We start from the raw sequence: 14,585 nt of genomic DNA, 5'->3' as shown, positions 1-14,585 counted from the left end.
TTAGGTAAATAGTCGGAACTTTTAGTTAAAAAGAAAAAGACGAGCAAATTTTTGTGCTCGTCCTAAAGGTTAAATCTCTTTCATTTGTTCGATTAAATCAGAGATACTGCGTACTTTTAAATCACCGAAAGACATAGGGCCTTCCTCTAAATCAATATAGATCGCTTTCATGCCAAGTGTTTGCGCAGGAATAATTTCATTTAAATAATTGTCACCGATCGATAACGTTCGTTCAGTTGAGGCATTATACGTTGCCATAATCTCTTTGAACCGTTCTACTGTGTGCTGAGGTTTACGTGCAGACGTCACAACATCGTGAAAAACATGTTCAAGATCCAAAAGGTGAAGCAGGCGTTCCACATCATCTTCCGTGCTGTTCGTTAATAAAACGATTGAATTTTTTTCTTTCAACGCAAGCAGGCCTTCACGTAATCCTTCAATGATCGTAAGCGAAAAATCTTCTGTTGCCATATACTCTTTTGTTGCATCGTATGCAGGCTGTGGGTTTTCAATCCCGTAGTGGCGTGCAGCGACATTCGGAAGCCACCAGCCATCGCCAATTGCAATAAGTGTGTCAAAATCATATGTAACCGGTGTTTGGTACATGTCTTTCCATTCAGATTGGGGAACTTCTTCTCCGTTCCATCTATGTACTTTTTCAACATGTCCATTAAATGGTTCAACTTCAACAATGACATCGCGTCTAACGTCGTATGCTTTTCCTATGGCTACCGTATGTTGACCTTTTTTCATTTTTTCGTAATCCGCAAAAAATTGGTCTTGTTTTGACGTTTCGAGCTCTTGCGCTAGCGTGTTCGCATAGTAGTCAAAGTGGTCCGTATCTTCGTAGAGTGTGCCATCTAAATCAAAGATTACTAAATCCACATTGTTAAAAAGATTAACTGTCATTATTCATCCTCCTGAAATCATGTGAAATCGTCTTCGTTCTTTTATTTTACCTTATCCGTCAATTGTGTAGATGGGAAATCGTGCAAATTTTAATTAATTGAAAAAAATGAATATATGGTAAAATGAGTTGTCTTACTAATTGAGGGAGGTCATGTATGAACCAAGTTTTACTAATTATTGATACTCAAAAAGATTTAGTTGAAGGGAATCATGTGGAACAAGGTGTTTTTCAAAAGGATCTCTTATTAAGAAAGATCAACCTTCTCATTCAAAAAGCAAGGGAGCTTGCAGTACCGGTCATTTTTATTCGCGATAAAGACGTGGCAGAAGGAGAGGGAGAAGGGTTTGATGTTCACCCTGAAATCAATAGAGCAAGTAGCGATGTTTGTTTTGATAAAGAAGCAACAAATGCTTTTTATCAAACCGGGTTATTGGATTATTTAAAGCAACATCAGGTGGGGCATCTTGTTATAGCTGGTTGTAAAACGGAGCACTGCATTGATACGGCTGTTCGAACTGCTACCGTTAATGGCTTTGATGTAACGTTGGCAGGTGATGCTCATTCAACGTCTAATAGTGATGTGCTGTCTGCAAATCAAATTATTGCACACCATAACGTCGCCTTGCACGGTCATTATAATGTTGACCATTTTTCAGTCGTTCGAGAAGTTGAGGAAGATCTCTTTACACCTTCTCACGATACGTATCGATAGGAGGGAGAGCTATGCTTCTAATAGAGCCGCTTTACCCTAATGTGCAGATGTTCAATTGGGAGCGAGCGCTTTTTCAAACAAGAAAAATCAAACGCTTAAAACAGTTAGCCCATTATGGAGCAGGGTCTTTTGTTTCGCCAGTCACCCATTCAAGATTTGAACACACACTAGGTGTATGGAAGCTAACAGCGATGTTTTTTCGTGAGCGTGAAGATTTGCGAGCAGCGGCAATCTTACATGATATTGGCCATCTTCCGTTTTCCCATGCGGTTGAGCGGACGCTTGGCTATAACCATCACCATTTAACGGAAATATCGATTCGAACGGAAGAGGACATTACCTCAATCTTGTCACAGAACGGAATTTCAGTAGAAAAGGTCATTCAATGTTTAAACGAGGAGAACGGGTTACTAGGGACGACTGATGGAATGGGACTCGATCATCTGGATAGTTTCTTACGTGATACGTATATGCTGGGAGGAATAGAGGGGTTGCCAAAAGACCTGCTTCCACATATTCGTTGGACAAGCCAGGGAATTGAAGCAGATGCCGACACTTGTGCTTTTATTATGGATTGTGTGGTAAACGATCATGCTCTTTTTTTGTCACCACTTCTGCTTGCGGTGGATAGGGTGTTAGCTGAAGCTGTGCGACTACATTTGCAAGATAACCCTTCTCCTATTGAGTCAATGACGGATGATGAGCTTCTTGCGGAATTAAAAGCTTCAAACCAAAAAGAAGTTCAAGAACTTATGGAAGTGCTCTTATATCGAACCGATCGTCTACACGTTAGCGAAAGCGTGAGAGGAGAAGGTCTAGAGGTCAATGTTCGTAAACTGTATCACAAAGCTCCTCTTTATAATGGGAAATCTTATAGTGAAACAGCAGCCGGGATGAAACAGATGAATCGCTTAAATGGACTGAAAAAAACGTATAACGTGACGGTTGTGTAAACAGCATCGTTGGCAAAAATAAAAAGGTTCAACTCTTATCGTGAGAGTTGAACCTCTATTTCTTCCTACGATGTTTTGACGGCTCTGCGTGTTAAGGTTCCATTTTGTAAATGTTTGATTGTGTCGCTGTCTGAAACGCTATTGTATTGGAACGCTTGCTTATATCGTTCATGGCCTTTACCGGTAATTAAAACCCAGTCGTCTTTTTTAGCTGAATTCCATGCTTTTTCAATGGCGAGGGGACGACTTGTTTGAATGCTTCCGTTTTTTAATGTGAACGATAATAAGGTTCGTCGCATGTCCTCTTCGGAGACGTTATTTAAATCATCAAACGTTAACACAATATGGTTGGCCCATTTTTCAGACGTTGCAATCATGGCTTCACGTTTTCCTGAATCACGATTCCCACGAAACCCAAAGATATGCGTAATGGAGTTGGCTCCCATCTGTTTAATGGCTTGCAGGCAATAAGAAAAAGCGTCTTCTGTGTGAGCGTAATCGACAACAAATGTTGCTCCAGCTGGGTGAGAAAACAGTTCAAATCTTCCTGGTGCTCCTTTGAACGAAGCGAATGCTTGAACAATTTTACCTTGTGGCAAGCCATATAAACGTGCAGTCATATACGCCATCGCTGCATTATACATATTATGTTCGCCAATGAGCGGAACTGTAAGCGTACATTCACGGTTTTGTTCCGACAGAATGGCTTTCATAGGAGAATCAAAATGGATCGTCTTCAGTTTAAAATCCCCTGTGTCACCTAATACGTGTACAGGGAGCTGTTCCGATTTTAAAGAAGTGGCTAGCGTTTCGCCCCATTGATTATAACCATTTATAATTGCTTTTCCATCTCGATGCAATAGAGCAAACAGCGCTTTTTTCGCTAAAAAATAGTCGTCCATCGTTTGATGATAATCAAGGTGATCTTGACTAAGGTTTGTAAAAAGAGCGAAATCAAACGTGATGCCGGCAACGCGGTTTTGCGTCAATGCATGTGAGGAGACTTCCATAATAACAATGTCGTCATTGCTTAAGGCCAGCTGTCGATGCAGCTCAATAGGTCCTAATGTCGTATTTGTCGTCGAAGTTAATTCCTCGCCATTAATGATGTTTACGACCGTACCGAATAACGCACACGATAATCCAACCGATTCAAAAAGATGTTTTAACATAAATGAGGTCGTTGTTTTCCCGTTCGTCCCAGTAATGCCAATCATAACTGGTTTTTTCTCTTGCTTATCATAAAAACGACTAGCAAGTTTCGCAAGAACGAGTCTGCTTTGATCGACGTTTACATACGGTACTGGCAAGCTTAGGTTTTCCTTTTCACCGATAATGGCGGCTGCCCCTTTTCGAATGGCATCATGAATGTAATCGTGGCCATCGGTGGCATATCCTTTGATGGCGAAAAATACATATCCTTGTTTTACTTCTGATGATCGATCCGTAATCCCAGTAATCATAAGTGCTTTATCAATAGTAGAAGGAAGCGGGATAATGGAATCAAAAAGTGTTTGAATAGGCTGCATCGCTTTACCCCCTTTCCAGAAGAGAATCTTGTTATAGTTAGAATCCGCTTATTTTCAAATCCCAACCGATGCAATTTTTAACAATCTTAGAAGGAATGATGTTAATGTTGTTAGAATGAATGGTAAGATTGATTGAACGTGTAGGGAGTGGTGAATAAATGGACAGCATTATCTTTGATTTAGATGGTACGTTATGGGATTCACGGGAACAGGTAGTACGTGCCTGGAATAAAGCGATTGCGCAAAGCGTGTATTCAGTGAAAACTGTGGAAAAAGAAGATTTGACAAGGACGATGGGACTTGTGATTCCGGAAATAGCGGATGTGCTTTTTCCAGAGCTTTCGGTTGATGAGAAAAAGCATTTAATGGATGAGTGTGGGGTAGAAGAGCTTGCCGTTTTAAAAGAAGAAGGCGCTGTCTTATTTGATGACGTCGAAGAAGTGCTGAAGGCATTGTCTATGCGCTATAAGCTTTTTATCGTAAGTAACTGTCGTGATGGCTATATTGAAGCCTTTTTTCAATCCCATGGATTAAACCATTATTTTAGTGATTATGAAAACCCTGGTAGAACGGGACTGCCAAAAGGCGAGAATATTAAGCTTATTATGCAAAGAAACCAGTTGCGAAGTCCGTTATATGTTGGAGATACGAAAGGCGATGAGAAGGCTGCTGCTATTGCGGGGATTCCATTTGCTTTTGCAGCATACGGTTTTGGTGAAGCGGAAGGAAAGCCTGATTACATCCTTCAATCCTTTCGAGATTTACGCCAATTTGCATAAAAAAAGAAGGTTGGCATCATGCCAACCTTCTTTTAGTTATTGTCTTTATAAGCCAAGTACATTACATGTGTAGAAAGGAAGTCGTTTAAACCGTGCTTTCCGTCGGTACCGCCAATCCCAGATTGACGCATTCCTGCGTGGTAGCCTTGGATTGCTTCTCCTGTTTCACGGTTAACGAATGTTTCACCATAATGAAGGTCGCGAGCTGCTTGCATCATTTCATTATAATTGTTCGTGTAAAGAGCAGATGCCAAGCCATAAATGGAATCATTTGCATACTCAATGGCTTCAGCAAACGTTTTGTATGTGGTGATAGGCAAGACTGGACCGAACACTTCCGTTGTCATAATCTCATCTTCATGCTTCACGTTTGTAATAACGGTAGGTGCATAAAAGTATCCTTTATCCATGTTCATACGCTCTCCGCCTACTTCAATGCGTGCGCCGTTGTCTTTCGCATTGTTCACAAGAGATTCTACTTTTTCTAAGTGATGAGCACTGGATAGAGGTCCCATTTCAACATTGTCATCATTTAAAGAATAGCCAACTTTTGTATCTTCCATAGCTGCGACCATTTTCTTGGTAAATGCGTCTGCTACTTCTTCTTGTACATAAACTCGTTCAGCTGAGATACAAGCTTGTCCAGCATTTTCGATACGGGAAGCTTTAATATTTTTTACAGCTAGATCAAGATCAGCATGTTTTGAGACGATGATAGGGGCCTTCCCGCCAAGCTCTAAATTCACTTTCGTAATATTTTGAGCTGCTGCTTCCATTACTTTTGTGCCGGCTGGTACGCTTCCAGTCATACTAATTAGCGCAACTTTTGGATGGCTGCTTAGGCGATTTCCGACCGTGTCACCTTTACCTGTAACTAAGTTATAAACGCCTTTTGGTAAACCAACGTTATCAAGGATTTTTGAAAACGCAATCGCTGTATTTGGCGTTTCTTCGGATGGTTTAATGACAACAGAACAACCTGTAATTAAAGAGGTTGCCACTTTACGTGCAAAGATGAAGACAGGGTAGTTCCAAGGAATAATACCTGCTACCACACCAATTGGCTTTTTCTGAATAAGGATTTGTTCATTGGGGTCATCGCTCGGCATGATATCGCCGCCAATCTTACGGTTCCATTCAGACATGTAGTGGAAAAAGCTTACTGCTGTATCGATTTCGCCACGGGCTTCTTCTAAAGGTTTTCCTTGTTCTTCACTGAGCATTTTAGCAAATGTTTCTTTGTCTGCGGCAATCTCATCACCGATTTTGCGTACGATTTGTCCGCGTTCAATTTGAGGTACTTTTTCCCACTCTTTTTGACCGCGCCAAGCAGATTCAACCGCGTTATTCGTTTCTTCTTCTGTTGCATCAACAACTTTAGAAATAACTTCTTCTGTAGCTGGGTTAATGACGTCAATGATGTCATTCGATTGTGATTCAACAAATTCGCCATTTATATATAAATGTTGGGGTTTCATTTATGTCACTCCTCGTAATCATGTGTTGCTCCTTGTATTCCCAATCAGAATTGGATTAAACATGAAAAGTATTTTGGAGAAAAAGAAAAAGGTGCTGTAAAATAGAACGACAAAACATGGAATGGGATACTTGCCTTGAAGTAAACTCCAAGTGCTACGATAGAATGAAGGAGGCTGTCATATGTTAATTTCTGAAGTGAGCGACAAAACGGGATTATCTCAAGATACATTGCGGTATTATGAACGGATCGGACTGATTCCTCGTGTGAAACGAAGCAAAAGTGGCATACGTGAATACGACGAGCTGGATTGCCGCAGAATTGAGTTTGCGAAATGTATGCGTAAAGCAGGCTTACCAATTGAAGTGTTAATTGAATACGTGGCGCTTTATCAACAAGGAGATGAAACGGCGCAACCGCGAAAATTTTGATTGAGCAACGAGCACAATTAAAAGAACGTTTACAAGATATGACAGAAACGCTTGATCGATTGGATCAAAAAATTTTACAGTATGAGTCAATGAGTGAAGCGCATATGCAAGGTGCACAATCGTAACCCATTTCTAAGACATTTTTGTTGGCAAAACGGTCGTTGTCCGCTATGATACGAGAGGAACAGAATTGGGAGAACTTACACGTTGAACACATACCCTATAAGGGCATCATATAGATAGAGAGAAACAAGAGGAGAGGAACGATACGTATGTCGTGCTTACAAAGTGCTGACGGTACTAAAACGGATGTGCAGTGTGTAGATGTAAGAGATTATCACCTTGCATATAAAGATGAATTATCAAACACCATTAATATTCCTTTGCCGTATTTAAAGCGTTACTATAAAGATATAAGGAATAAAACCGTTCATTTAATTGGCAGAGATGAACAAGAAATTAGCCGATCGGCTCGGTTTTTGAAACGAAAAGGTTATCGAGTCATTGGAACAACTATTCAGTAAAATGATTTTATGAATAAAGATAAAACGAAAAAACGCAAACGAAGGGAGCTTCCATCCATCGTTCGCGTTTTTTATCATTTATTGACCTGCTTTTACCCAGCTTGTTACAGATACTGTGCGTCTTGCTTGGTGTTTAACCGCTTCTTCTACGTCTTCCACCATATTTCCTTCTTGATCCACCGTTACGCTCGTGCCGTAAGGGTTTCCGCCAGAAGAGAACGCTACTGGATCTGTGTATCCAGGTCCAGCAATAATGGCACCCCAGTGGAACATCGTTGTGTATAGAGAAAGAACTGTTTGCTCTTGACCACCGTGTGCATTTGCTGCTGAAGACATTGCACTGACAACTTTGTTGGCAAGTTTTCCGCCAGCCCAAAGGCCGCCGAGAGTATCAAAGAATTGTTTTGCTTGACCAGGTACGTTACCGAAACGAGAAGGGACAGAGAAGATAAATCCGTCAGCCCATTCCATGTCGTTAGCCGTTACTTCAGGAATATCTTTAGTCGCGTCTACGTGCGCACGCCATGCAGGGTTTGCATCAATCGCTGCATCAGGAGCGAGCTCAGGGAATTTTAGTACTTTCACTTCTGCACCAGTTGCTTTTGCTGCTTCTTCAGCCCATTTAGCTAGTTGGTAGTTTGTACCAGTTGAACTGTAATAAACAATGGCAATTTTTTCGTTACTCATAATCGTCTCCTTTTGGACCTCAGTGATCCGAATGTTTTTCCTAACTCTAGTGTAGTTTGATCCAAAGGGAGGCACAAGTATGCACTTATTTGTAACTTGGTATCATTTTTGAAACTGCTTACGCGTCTCTAAGCCACTTTTCGATTTCTTTTAGAAAGAATGGGTCTCGCCAAGCAAGGATGGCTTCACGTTCTCCCGTTTTCTTTCGCTTTTGTTGAAAAAAGCGATCGGCGAGAAAGTAAGCGAGTCGCGTATAGCCAAATCGTTTCCCGCCATTAATCGAAAACCATTCACGGAAAACCTCTTGAGGACTGAGTTGTTGATAATCCATATAAAAAGCAGATTTGAGCGTTTGTTCGTTTTCTTGAGCAAAGGCTAACCAAGATTCATTTCCTAAGTAGTCAGATCCGAATGTAAAGTAAATGTGAGGAGGGGCATCTGGAACAATTTCTCTTGAAAAGTGAGTGGCAACCCCCTCACGATAAAGGGATAAAAGGTGATTGTCCCACTGAACATGAGACCAATCCATTCCAGCGGTATCGGTCCATGTTTGATGAAGTGCATGTCCAAATTCATGTGCAGCTAGAACTCGAAGTCCATCATGATGCTGTGGGAGTTGCTCTAATGCAAATGTAATATCAGGTGTAATTTGCCTATGAGTAAAAGCATTTGAACTATAGGCGCCAACTATAAAATAAATGTGTTGCTTAAATGACAATTCATATCGTTCTTTATATCGTGTATTAATAGTTTCTAATATAGATGGCAACTGCTGGTGCACTGTTTTAATATGGGGAAGATCGTTTAAATAGCGTTGCAAAGCTTGTTTAAACCGCTCTTCCGTTGAAGGACAGTGATAAGAGAAGTACTCTTTAAATGCATCTGGATACGTGCGGTGATAATCCTTAAGAGTCATCAAACTATGGACATTTTTTGCTAAAAAATCAGGGACTGTGTCAATGATATGCAAACGTGCTCGCCGCCTTTCTCTTATAAGAGTAATTGTATCATTTGAATCAATTTTAAGTTATGAAATTCATTCATTTATCAAAATATTATTGCGGTTTGTCAGAAAATACACTATGATAGATAAAAATAAGCGTGGATGAAGAGTAAGTACGTATGTAAGGGTGCTTAAGAGAGCTAGTGGTTGGTGCGAACTAGTGTAGCCTGCATGGGGAATGGACTTCGGAGCTTCCTTGCTGAAATGTGCAGTAGGCAAGGCGGGTGTCTTACCGTTATAAAAGACAACGTATCAGAGCAAGACTCTCGTACGGAATGAGCGCGTTCTTATATGGAACGAATGAAGGTGGCACCACGGGTTATCCGTCCTTTTTGGGATGGGTAGCCCTTTTTATGTTGAAAAAGGAGGAAAACGGAATGAAGCGTAGTTTAACAGGCATTAAACCAACTGGAGAAATTCATTTAGGAAACTATATTGGCGCGATTAAGCCGGCACTGGACCTTACTAAAAACCATGATGCTTACTACTTTGTTGCCAACGGACATGCGTTAACGCAGGCGCATCAGAAGAAATCGCTAGAAATGTCAACAAACGGGGTTGTCGCAACATGGTTGGCATTAGGTCTTGATCCAAATAAATCTGTTCTTTATCGACAGTCTAGCATTCCAGAAATATTTGAGCTTAGTTGGGTGCTCGCGACTCTTTCTCCAAAAGGATTGATGAATCGAGCCCATGCATATAAAGCAATCGTTGATGAGAATAAACGCGCCGAGCGAGATCTCGATTCTGGTGTGAACATGGGTTTATACACCTATCCTATCTTAATGGCAGCGGACATTTTGCTTTTGCAGCCAGACCTTGTACCTGTAGGGCGAGATCAAATTCAACATATCGAAATGGCACGAGAATTAGGACTGGCAATGAAACGGAAGCATGGCATGTCAATCAGGCTTCCTGATGCATCCATTATGGAAGATGTTGCCGTATTGCCTGGTCTAGATGGTCGGAAAATGAGCAAGAGCTATGGGAATACCATTCCAATTTTTTTGGAAAAAGAGGAACTTAAGAAAAGAATCAATAAAATTAAGACTGATTCTTTACTTCCTCATGAGCCAAAAGAGTCAGCTACGTCAAATGTGTTTCAATTATATCAAGTATTTGCGACTGCCGATGAGGTTAATGCCATGAAGGAAGCATTTCAAAAAGGAATTAGCTGGGGAGAGGCGAAAGCGGAATTGTTTACCGTGATGAATCGCACATTAGAAGAACCAAGAGAAAGCTACAAAGAGTGGATGTCAAAGCCAAAGGAAATGAAGCGATTGTTGCAGGAGGGAGCGGAACGGGTTCGTAACGAAGCGACACCATTTTTACAAAACATAAAAAACGAGATAGGATTAGGGTAGTAAAAATGTGGAGTTGATAGATGGTGCAGACACTTATGCTACATCCCGCTTGGGAAAAAACCATTGACCCAAACGATTTGAGCCAAATTCAACAATTGCTACAGCAGGAGCCTGATCAACGCTTTATTCCGTATCGACAGGCTTTTAATCATCGAGACGATTTGCTTGTTACGGTGATTGTTCAAAATCGGTCCGAACATCCTGAAGAGTGGGAGGGGCGGCCTCTTGCTTACGTAGAAAAAGGGCAGACGATTGCTGAAAAAAACTTTTCCATTCACACATTGCCTCCGTTTACGAGTATGCCATGGACCTTTATTTTTGAGAAAGGCCTTCTTAACGGTCAATCGGAGTTAAGAGGATTGTTAATAGAAAACATCTAGTGATTGAAACTTGTTGCCGTGTCATTTCGCAGCAAGTTTTTTACGGTTAATGGAAAATGTTGCTTGAAGAAAATGTGTCTAATTTTAAAACTCCTTTCGCGCAGTTTTTGTTGATTATGGTACACTAGAGAAATGAGGGTTTAAAAATATCCTTATATGATTAATGTAGAACAATAAAAAAGCTTATCGACTTAGTCGACAAGCTATCGTCATTTTAATCTTTTTCTCTCTTTATTGATGCTGTCGGATCTTCATCTTCTGCTAATTCTGTATTGAATGCGAATTGTGCTCGTGGTTGACGGCGTCTTTCTTGTGCGTACATATGCTTAAGCAGGTAGTTATGAACAAAGACTTCACAAAAGGTAATGATGCTCGTTGCCAAGATGCTACCCCATGCAATAAGCATATAGTTCGCAAACAAGACAGAACCAAATACCCATACAATAAAGTAAGTGAGAATAAAATCGCTCACTAAGGCAGTACGATTGCCAAATCGAGGTAAGATGATTAAATCAACAGCAATGTAAGATAAAATAGTTGTTAATAAAGCAAATGTGAGAACATCAACATAGGTTGCTTCTGTAAAGAAAAGGAAACCGACGCTGAAGGCAAACAAACTAATGAGTAGTTTTGTTAAAAAGATACCAACGTGTTTCAAGTAAATACCTCCTTTTTAATCAGTTTTTCTGATTAAGGGAAGCAATATACCTGTCATTTTGTAGAACGGCTATTTTTTCGATTTGTAACAATAAAGAAAGAGAAGTTGTAAATTTGGATGGGGGGAAACATCGTATGCGCTTTGTGGCTATGACGGAGGATCAAGCAAAGTGGGTTGCGTATCAATGGCATTACAAAGGAGCGTATTCATTTTTTCATGATGAACAACACTCCCATATGTCATCCTTTTTGGAGTTTGGGAAGAAAAACACATGGCAGTACGCGATTTACCGTGAGCACGAAATAATTGGCTTTATCGGTGTTAAACGCATAAATGGAATGATTGAGATCGCTCCTGGTTTAAACCCTGAAGAAACAGGAAAAGGGAAAGGGCGAGCGTTTGTACAAAAGTGTGTCGAGTTTTTAAAAGACGAAACCGATCCCGATAAAATATGTGTATTGATTGCCAAGGACAATACGCACGCACGGCATGTGTTTGAAGAAGTTGGCTTTCAAGCCGATACGGATTACGAAGAAGAGCTAACCCGAATGATTTACACGATTAAATAAATATAACCGCCTGAAGACAGAGATTCTGCTTTCAGGCGGTTTTTTAAGGTTAGTTTTGAAGGGATGCAGTTGATTTATTTTTTTTCATGGTCAAGAGTTGAAGAACGATTAAGCCAACGAAAAGAACAAATCCAATAATATCTGAGTACCCTTCTGGATAAATCAATAATAGCCCCGCTGCTAGAGAAAGTATTCGCTCGAACCAATTTATTTTACGATACCAATAGCCAATCATGCATGCGCCAATGGCGATCATGCCAACAAAGGCAGTGACGAAGGTAACGCCAATCTCGAGCGGGGTCGAATCAATCATTAACAATTGTGGTTGTAAGACGAACATATAAGGAATAATAAATGCGGCTATGGCTAGCTTCGTCGCATTAATTCCTGTTCGTATTGGTTCGCCGCCTGATATTCCCGTGGCGGCAAATGCGGCCAGCGCAACGGGCGGTGTGATGTCAGCAAGTATACCGAAATAAAAGACAAACATATGCGCAGCAAGAATTGGAATGGCCACTTCTAATTCTCCATTTAGTGCAATAATTGCTGGGAGCGCGATGGTCGATGTAATGATATAGTTTGCTGTTGTCGGTGAACCCATCCCAATGATAATACAAGTAATCATGGTGAGGACGAGTGTAAGGAGTAATTGGATCTCAGGACTAGTTGTAAACGTGCCTGCAAGACCGACAATCATATTTCCCATTTTCAATCCAAGCCCAGTTGTTGTGACAACGCCAACAATAATACCAGCACAAGCCGTTGCAGCAGCAATTCCTAATGCTGTACGTGCCCCGCTTGTTAAAGCAAGAACAAATTTACTTGGCGTGATTCTTGTTTCTTTTAAAAATAAACTGACAATGACTGTAGACAAAATTCCAAGTAAGGCGGCTCGCTCAATACTAAATCCTCGAAAGAGTAAAAAAATGATTAATAAAATTGGGAGTAAAAGGTGGAGCTTTTTTATAATCACCATTTTTGCTGGAATTTGGTCTGCCGGTAATCCGAGTAAGTTTAAGCGTTTAGCTTCAAAATGAGTCATAATCCAAATACCAGAAAAGTAGAGAATGGCTGGGATGATCGCAGCTCTGGCGATTTCCCAATAGCTCACTCCAGCAAATTCAATCATTAAGAAGGCGGCTGCCCCCATGATAGGCGGCATAATCTGTCCACCTGTTGAAGCGGCTGCTTCTACAGCTCCAGCGAAATTCGGCTTATATCCTAATCTTTTCATCATCGGTATCGTATAGGCACCTGTTGTGACAGTATTTGCCACTGAACTCCCGGAAATCGTACCGTTAAGTGCACTAGAGAAGATCGCTACTTTAGCAGGTCCACCTATTCTCCGTCCGGCAATGGAAATCGCCAAATCATTAAAATATCCGCCGACCCCCGTTTGAATTAAAAACGCTCCAAATAAAAGAAATAAGAAAATAAAGGTTGATGATACTTGTAAGGGTGTTCCTAAAATTCCTTGTGTTGTAAAGAACATAGAGTTAATGAATTGATCTAAGTTTAAACCTCGATGTGCCAGAAAGCCTGGCATATATGGACCAAAAAGGGCGTAGACTACGAAAAGTCCAGCAATAATGACAATCGGTAAGCCGACTGCTCGACGTGTTGCTTCAAAGACAAGTACAACCGCTAAGGCACCAATAATAAATTGGGTCGTCGTGGCAATCCCGCCAATTTGTTGAACTAAATCACTGTAAAAAACGGGCCAGTACGCACTGACAATAATAGCGGTTAACGCTAGCAAGTAATCGTACCATGGTACGCTATCTTTCGTTGTTTTGCGTCTAGCAGGAAAGAGTAGGAAAATGAGCGTTAAGGCAAAGCCTAAATGAATCGTACGCTGAATTTGCGCTGTGAATGCACCAAAAATCCCTGTATAAATATGAAATAATGAAAACGACAGCAACCCTATAAAGACGATGGCTGCTGTAATGCCTTTTACGTTCCGTGTTCGTGATTCTGGATCATACTTTTGCATTAATTGATCTTGTTCTTCCTGTGATATCGCTTCGTTATTCGTGCTCACTTAATTCTACTCCTCTCAAAACTTGCCATACGTTTAAAGATTTCAACTCAATAGTTATGTAAGAACGGGGTTCAAAATAATCGTTAAACCAAATTTGTTGGTTTCCCTCATTCCAAACGAGTCGCTGTTCGGGAACAACATCGGCAATCCGTATCGGCAAGTAGGAATGAATAACATTCATATTTTTAAGATGGTAACGTCCATTTTCTATTACAAGTTCTTGGTCACCTGTTGCAGATGAGGGCATGCCAATTCCGAATTCGTCAAAGCTCATTTCATACTGGCGGATTTTCTGCTCATTCGTAACTTGATAGGATTCTTCCACATCGGTTAAATGAATCGAATGCGTATAAATAATTTGAAAAGAATCACCAATAGACATGGGCGTATAGGCAATTAACTCATCCGAGCGCTGTGTTGAAAACGTCAGCGCAGATTGGTATGGTATAAACGACAAACCCATTATGATTAAAATAACCCCGCCAATGATTTGGAGAGAGCGGTTTTTCAAATGTTTCATTGGGACCTCTCCCATAATAAAAGCCGACTGCACAAACGTTGGCTAGGC

Annotated in this window: 15 protein-coding genes, 1 pseudogene and 1 other annotated feature; of the genes and pseudogenes, 8 read left to right on the top strand and 8 right to left on the bottom strand. The window is 40.8% G+C overall.

Annotated elements, in window-relative coordinates; translation table 11 throughout:
• Positions 1-69: 69 nt before the first annotated feature.
• The gene (locus ACE1TH_RS13450) at positions 70-909 is read right to left on the bottom strand and encodes an HAD family hydrolase (protein ID WP_375079233.1); all 840 of its coding nucleotides are present in this window, start codon (positions 907-909) and stop codon (positions 70-72) included.
• Between the two features lie 155 nt (positions 910-1,064).
• Here ACE1TH_RS13450 and ACE1TH_RS13445 point away from each other — a divergent pair, with 155 nt between their 5' ends.
• On the top strand, positions 1,065-1,622 hold the full coding sequence (locus ACE1TH_RS13445) for an isochorismatase family protein (RefSeq protein WP_099303328.1): 558 nt from the start codon (positions 1,065-1,067) through the stop codon (positions 1,620-1,622).
• 11 nt (positions 1,623-1,633) lie between these two features.
• Complete coding sequence (locus tag ACE1TH_RS13440) at positions 1,634-2,575, top strand: HD domain-containing protein (protein ID WP_099303326.1); 942 nt, start codon at positions 1,634-1,636, stop codon at positions 2,573-2,575.
• A 65-nt stretch (positions 2,576-2,640) separates the two neighbouring features.
• On the opposite strand, the gene ACE1TH_RS13435 is transcribed toward ACE1TH_RS13440, so the two are convergent.
• Positions 2,641-4,104, bottom strand: coding sequence for a UDP-N-acetylmuramoyl-L-alanyl-D-glutamate--2,6-diaminopimelate ligase (locus ACE1TH_RS13435; RefSeq protein WP_375079232.1), 1,464 nt, complete (start codon positions 4,102-4,104; stop codon positions 2,641-2,643).
• A 158-nt stretch (positions 4,105-4,262) separates the two neighbouring features.
• Between ACE1TH_RS13435 and ACE1TH_RS13430 the strand changes: the two genes are divergently transcribed.
• On the top strand, positions 4,263-4,883 hold the full coding sequence (locus ACE1TH_RS13430) for an HAD family hydrolase (protein ID WP_099303322.1): 621 nt from the start codon (positions 4,263-4,265) through the stop codon (positions 4,881-4,883).
• 32 nt (positions 4,884-4,915) lie between these two features.
• Here ACE1TH_RS13430 and aldA read toward each other — a convergent pair whose 3' ends face one another.
• Entirely contained in the window at positions 4,916-6,361 is a 1,446-nt protein-coding gene (aldA, locus tag ACE1TH_RS13425; RefSeq protein WP_375079231.1) for an aldehyde dehydrogenase, read from the bottom strand.
• A gap of 181 nt (positions 6,362-6,542) precedes the next feature.
• On the opposite strand from aldA, the pseudogene ACE1TH_RS13420 reads away from it, so the two are divergent.
• A pseudogene (locus ACE1TH_RS13420) lies at positions 6,543-6,916 on the top strand (MerR family transcriptional regulator).
• Between the two features lie 147 nt (positions 6,917-7,063).
• On the top strand, positions 7,064-7,315 hold the full coding sequence (locus ACE1TH_RS13410) for a hypothetical protein (RefSeq protein ID WP_099303316.1): 252 nt from the start codon (positions 7,064-7,066) through the stop codon (positions 7,313-7,315).
• Between the two features lie 78 nt (positions 7,316-7,393).
• Here ACE1TH_RS13410 and wrbA read toward each other — a convergent pair whose 3' ends face one another.
• Positions 7,394-8,002 (bottom strand): NAD(P)H:quinone oxidoreductase, encoded by a 609-nt coding sequence (wrbA, locus tag ACE1TH_RS13405; protein WP_099303314.1) that lies wholly within the window; start codon positions 8,000-8,002, stop codon positions 7,394-7,396.
• Positions 8,003-8,120: 118 nt separating this feature from the next.
• Entirely contained in the window at positions 8,121-8,972 is an 852-nt protein-coding gene (locus ACE1TH_RS13400) for a hypothetical protein (protein WP_375079228.1), read from the bottom strand.
• A 123-nt stretch (positions 8,973-9,095) separates the two neighbouring features.
• Positions 9,096-9,339, top strand: a binding site (T-box leader).
• 43 nt (positions 9,340-9,382) lie between these two features.
• Here ACE1TH_RS13400 and ACE1TH_RS13395 point away from each other — a divergent pair.
• Both ACE1TH_RS13395 and ACE1TH_RS13390 read left to right on the top strand, forming a co-directional pair.
• Positions 9,383-10,369 (top strand): tryptophan--tRNA ligase, encoded by a 987-nt coding sequence (locus ACE1TH_RS13395; protein WP_375079227.1) that lies wholly within the window; start codon positions 9,383-9,385, stop codon positions 10,367-10,369.
• 20 nt (positions 10,370-10,389) lie between these two features.
• Positions 10,390-10,749: an SLAP domain-containing protein gene (locus ACE1TH_RS13390; RefSeq protein WP_375079226.1), complete on the top strand. Its 360-nt coding sequence runs from the start codon at positions 10,390-10,392 to the stop codon at positions 10,747-10,749.
• A 214-nt stretch (positions 10,750-10,963) separates the two neighbouring features.
• Here ACE1TH_RS13390 and ACE1TH_RS13385 read toward each other — a convergent pair whose 3' ends face one another.
• The gene (locus ACE1TH_RS13385; RefSeq protein WP_099303307.1) at positions 10,964-11,407 is read right to left on the bottom strand and encodes a YndM family protein; all 444 of its coding nucleotides are present in this window, start codon (positions 11,405-11,407) and stop codon (positions 10,964-10,966) included.
• A gap of 134 nt (positions 11,408-11,541) precedes the next feature.
• On the opposite strand from ACE1TH_RS13385, the gene ACE1TH_RS13380 reads away from it, so the two are divergent.
• Complete coding sequence (locus ACE1TH_RS13380) at positions 11,542-11,976, top strand: GNAT family N-acetyltransferase (RefSeq protein WP_099303305.1); 435 nt, start codon at positions 11,542-11,544, stop codon at positions 11,974-11,976.
• A 49-nt stretch (positions 11,977-12,025) separates the two neighbouring features.
• Here ACE1TH_RS13380 and ACE1TH_RS13375 read toward each other — a convergent pair whose 3' ends face one another.
• Both ACE1TH_RS13375 and ACE1TH_RS13370 read right to left on the bottom strand, forming a co-directional pair.
• On the bottom strand, positions 12,026-14,017 hold the full coding sequence (locus tag ACE1TH_RS13375; protein WP_373454105.1) for a TRAP transporter permease: 1,992 nt from the start codon (positions 14,015-14,017) through the stop codon (positions 12,026-12,028).
• Positions 14,004-14,537 (bottom strand): DUF1850 domain-containing protein, encoded by a 534-nt coding sequence (locus ACE1TH_RS13370; RefSeq protein ID WP_375079225.1) that lies wholly within the window; start codon positions 14,535-14,537, stop codon positions 14,004-14,006. Before ACE1TH_RS13370 ends, ACE1TH_RS13375 begins: the two co-directional genes overlap by 14 nt.
• Positions 14,538-14,585: the final 48 nt, after the last annotated feature.

This window comes from Shouchella sp. JSM 1781072 (assembly GCF_041949915.1).
GTDB lineage: Bacteria > Bacillota > Bacilli > Bacillales > Bacillaceae_D > Shouchella.
This window is presented reverse-complemented; position numbering and strand designations above follow the sequence as displayed.

What these genes read in the sequence shown, in the direction of transcription:
- ACE1TH_RS13450 (WP_375079233.1), bottom strand. Translation starts at nt 909, where the DNA reads ATGACAGTTAATCTTTTTAACAATGTGGATTTAGTAATCTTTGATTTA.
- ACE1TH_RS13445 (WP_099303328.1), top strand. Translation starts at nt 1,065, where the DNA reads ATGAACCAAGTTTTACTAATTATTGATACTCAAAAAGATTTAGTTGAA.
- ACE1TH_RS13440 (WP_099303326.1), top strand. Translation starts at nt 1,634, where the DNA reads ATGCTTCTAATAGAGCCGCTTTACCCTAATGTGCAGATGTTCAATTGG.
- ACE1TH_RS13435 (WP_375079232.1), bottom strand. Translation starts at nt 4,104, where the DNA reads ATGCAGCCTATTCAAACACTTTTTGATTCCATTATCCCGCTTCCTTCT.
- ACE1TH_RS13430 (WP_099303322.1), top strand. Translation starts at nt 4,263, where the DNA reads ATGGACAGCATTATCTTTGATTTAGATGGTACGTTATGGGATTCACGG.
- aldA (WP_375079231.1), bottom strand. Translation starts at nt 6,361, where the DNA reads ATGAAACCCCAACATTTATATATAAATGGCGAATTTGTTGAATCACAA.
- ACE1TH_RS13410 (WP_099303316.1), top strand. Translation starts at nt 7,064, where the DNA reads ATGTCGTGCTTACAAAGTGCTGACGGTACTAAAACGGATGTGCAGTGT.
- wrbA (WP_099303314.1), bottom strand. Translation starts at nt 8,002, where the DNA reads ATGAGTAACGAAAAAATTGCCATTGTTTATTACAGTTCAACTGGTACA.
- ACE1TH_RS13395 (WP_375079227.1), top strand. Translation starts at nt 9,383, where the DNA reads ATGAAGCGTAGTTTAACAGGCATTAAACCAACTGGAGAAATTCATTTA.
- ACE1TH_RS13390 (WP_375079226.1), top strand. Translation starts at nt 10,390, where the DNA reads ATGGTGCAGACACTTATGCTACATCCCGCTTGGGAAAAAACCATTGAC.
- ACE1TH_RS13380 (WP_099303305.1), top strand. Translation starts at nt 11,542, where the DNA reads ATGCGCTTTGTGGCTATGACGGAGGATCAAGCAAAGTGGGTTGCGTAT.
- ACE1TH_RS13370 (WP_375079225.1), bottom strand. Translation starts at nt 14,537, where the DNA reads ATGAAACATTTGAAAAACCGCTCTCTCCAAATCATTGGCGGGGTTATT.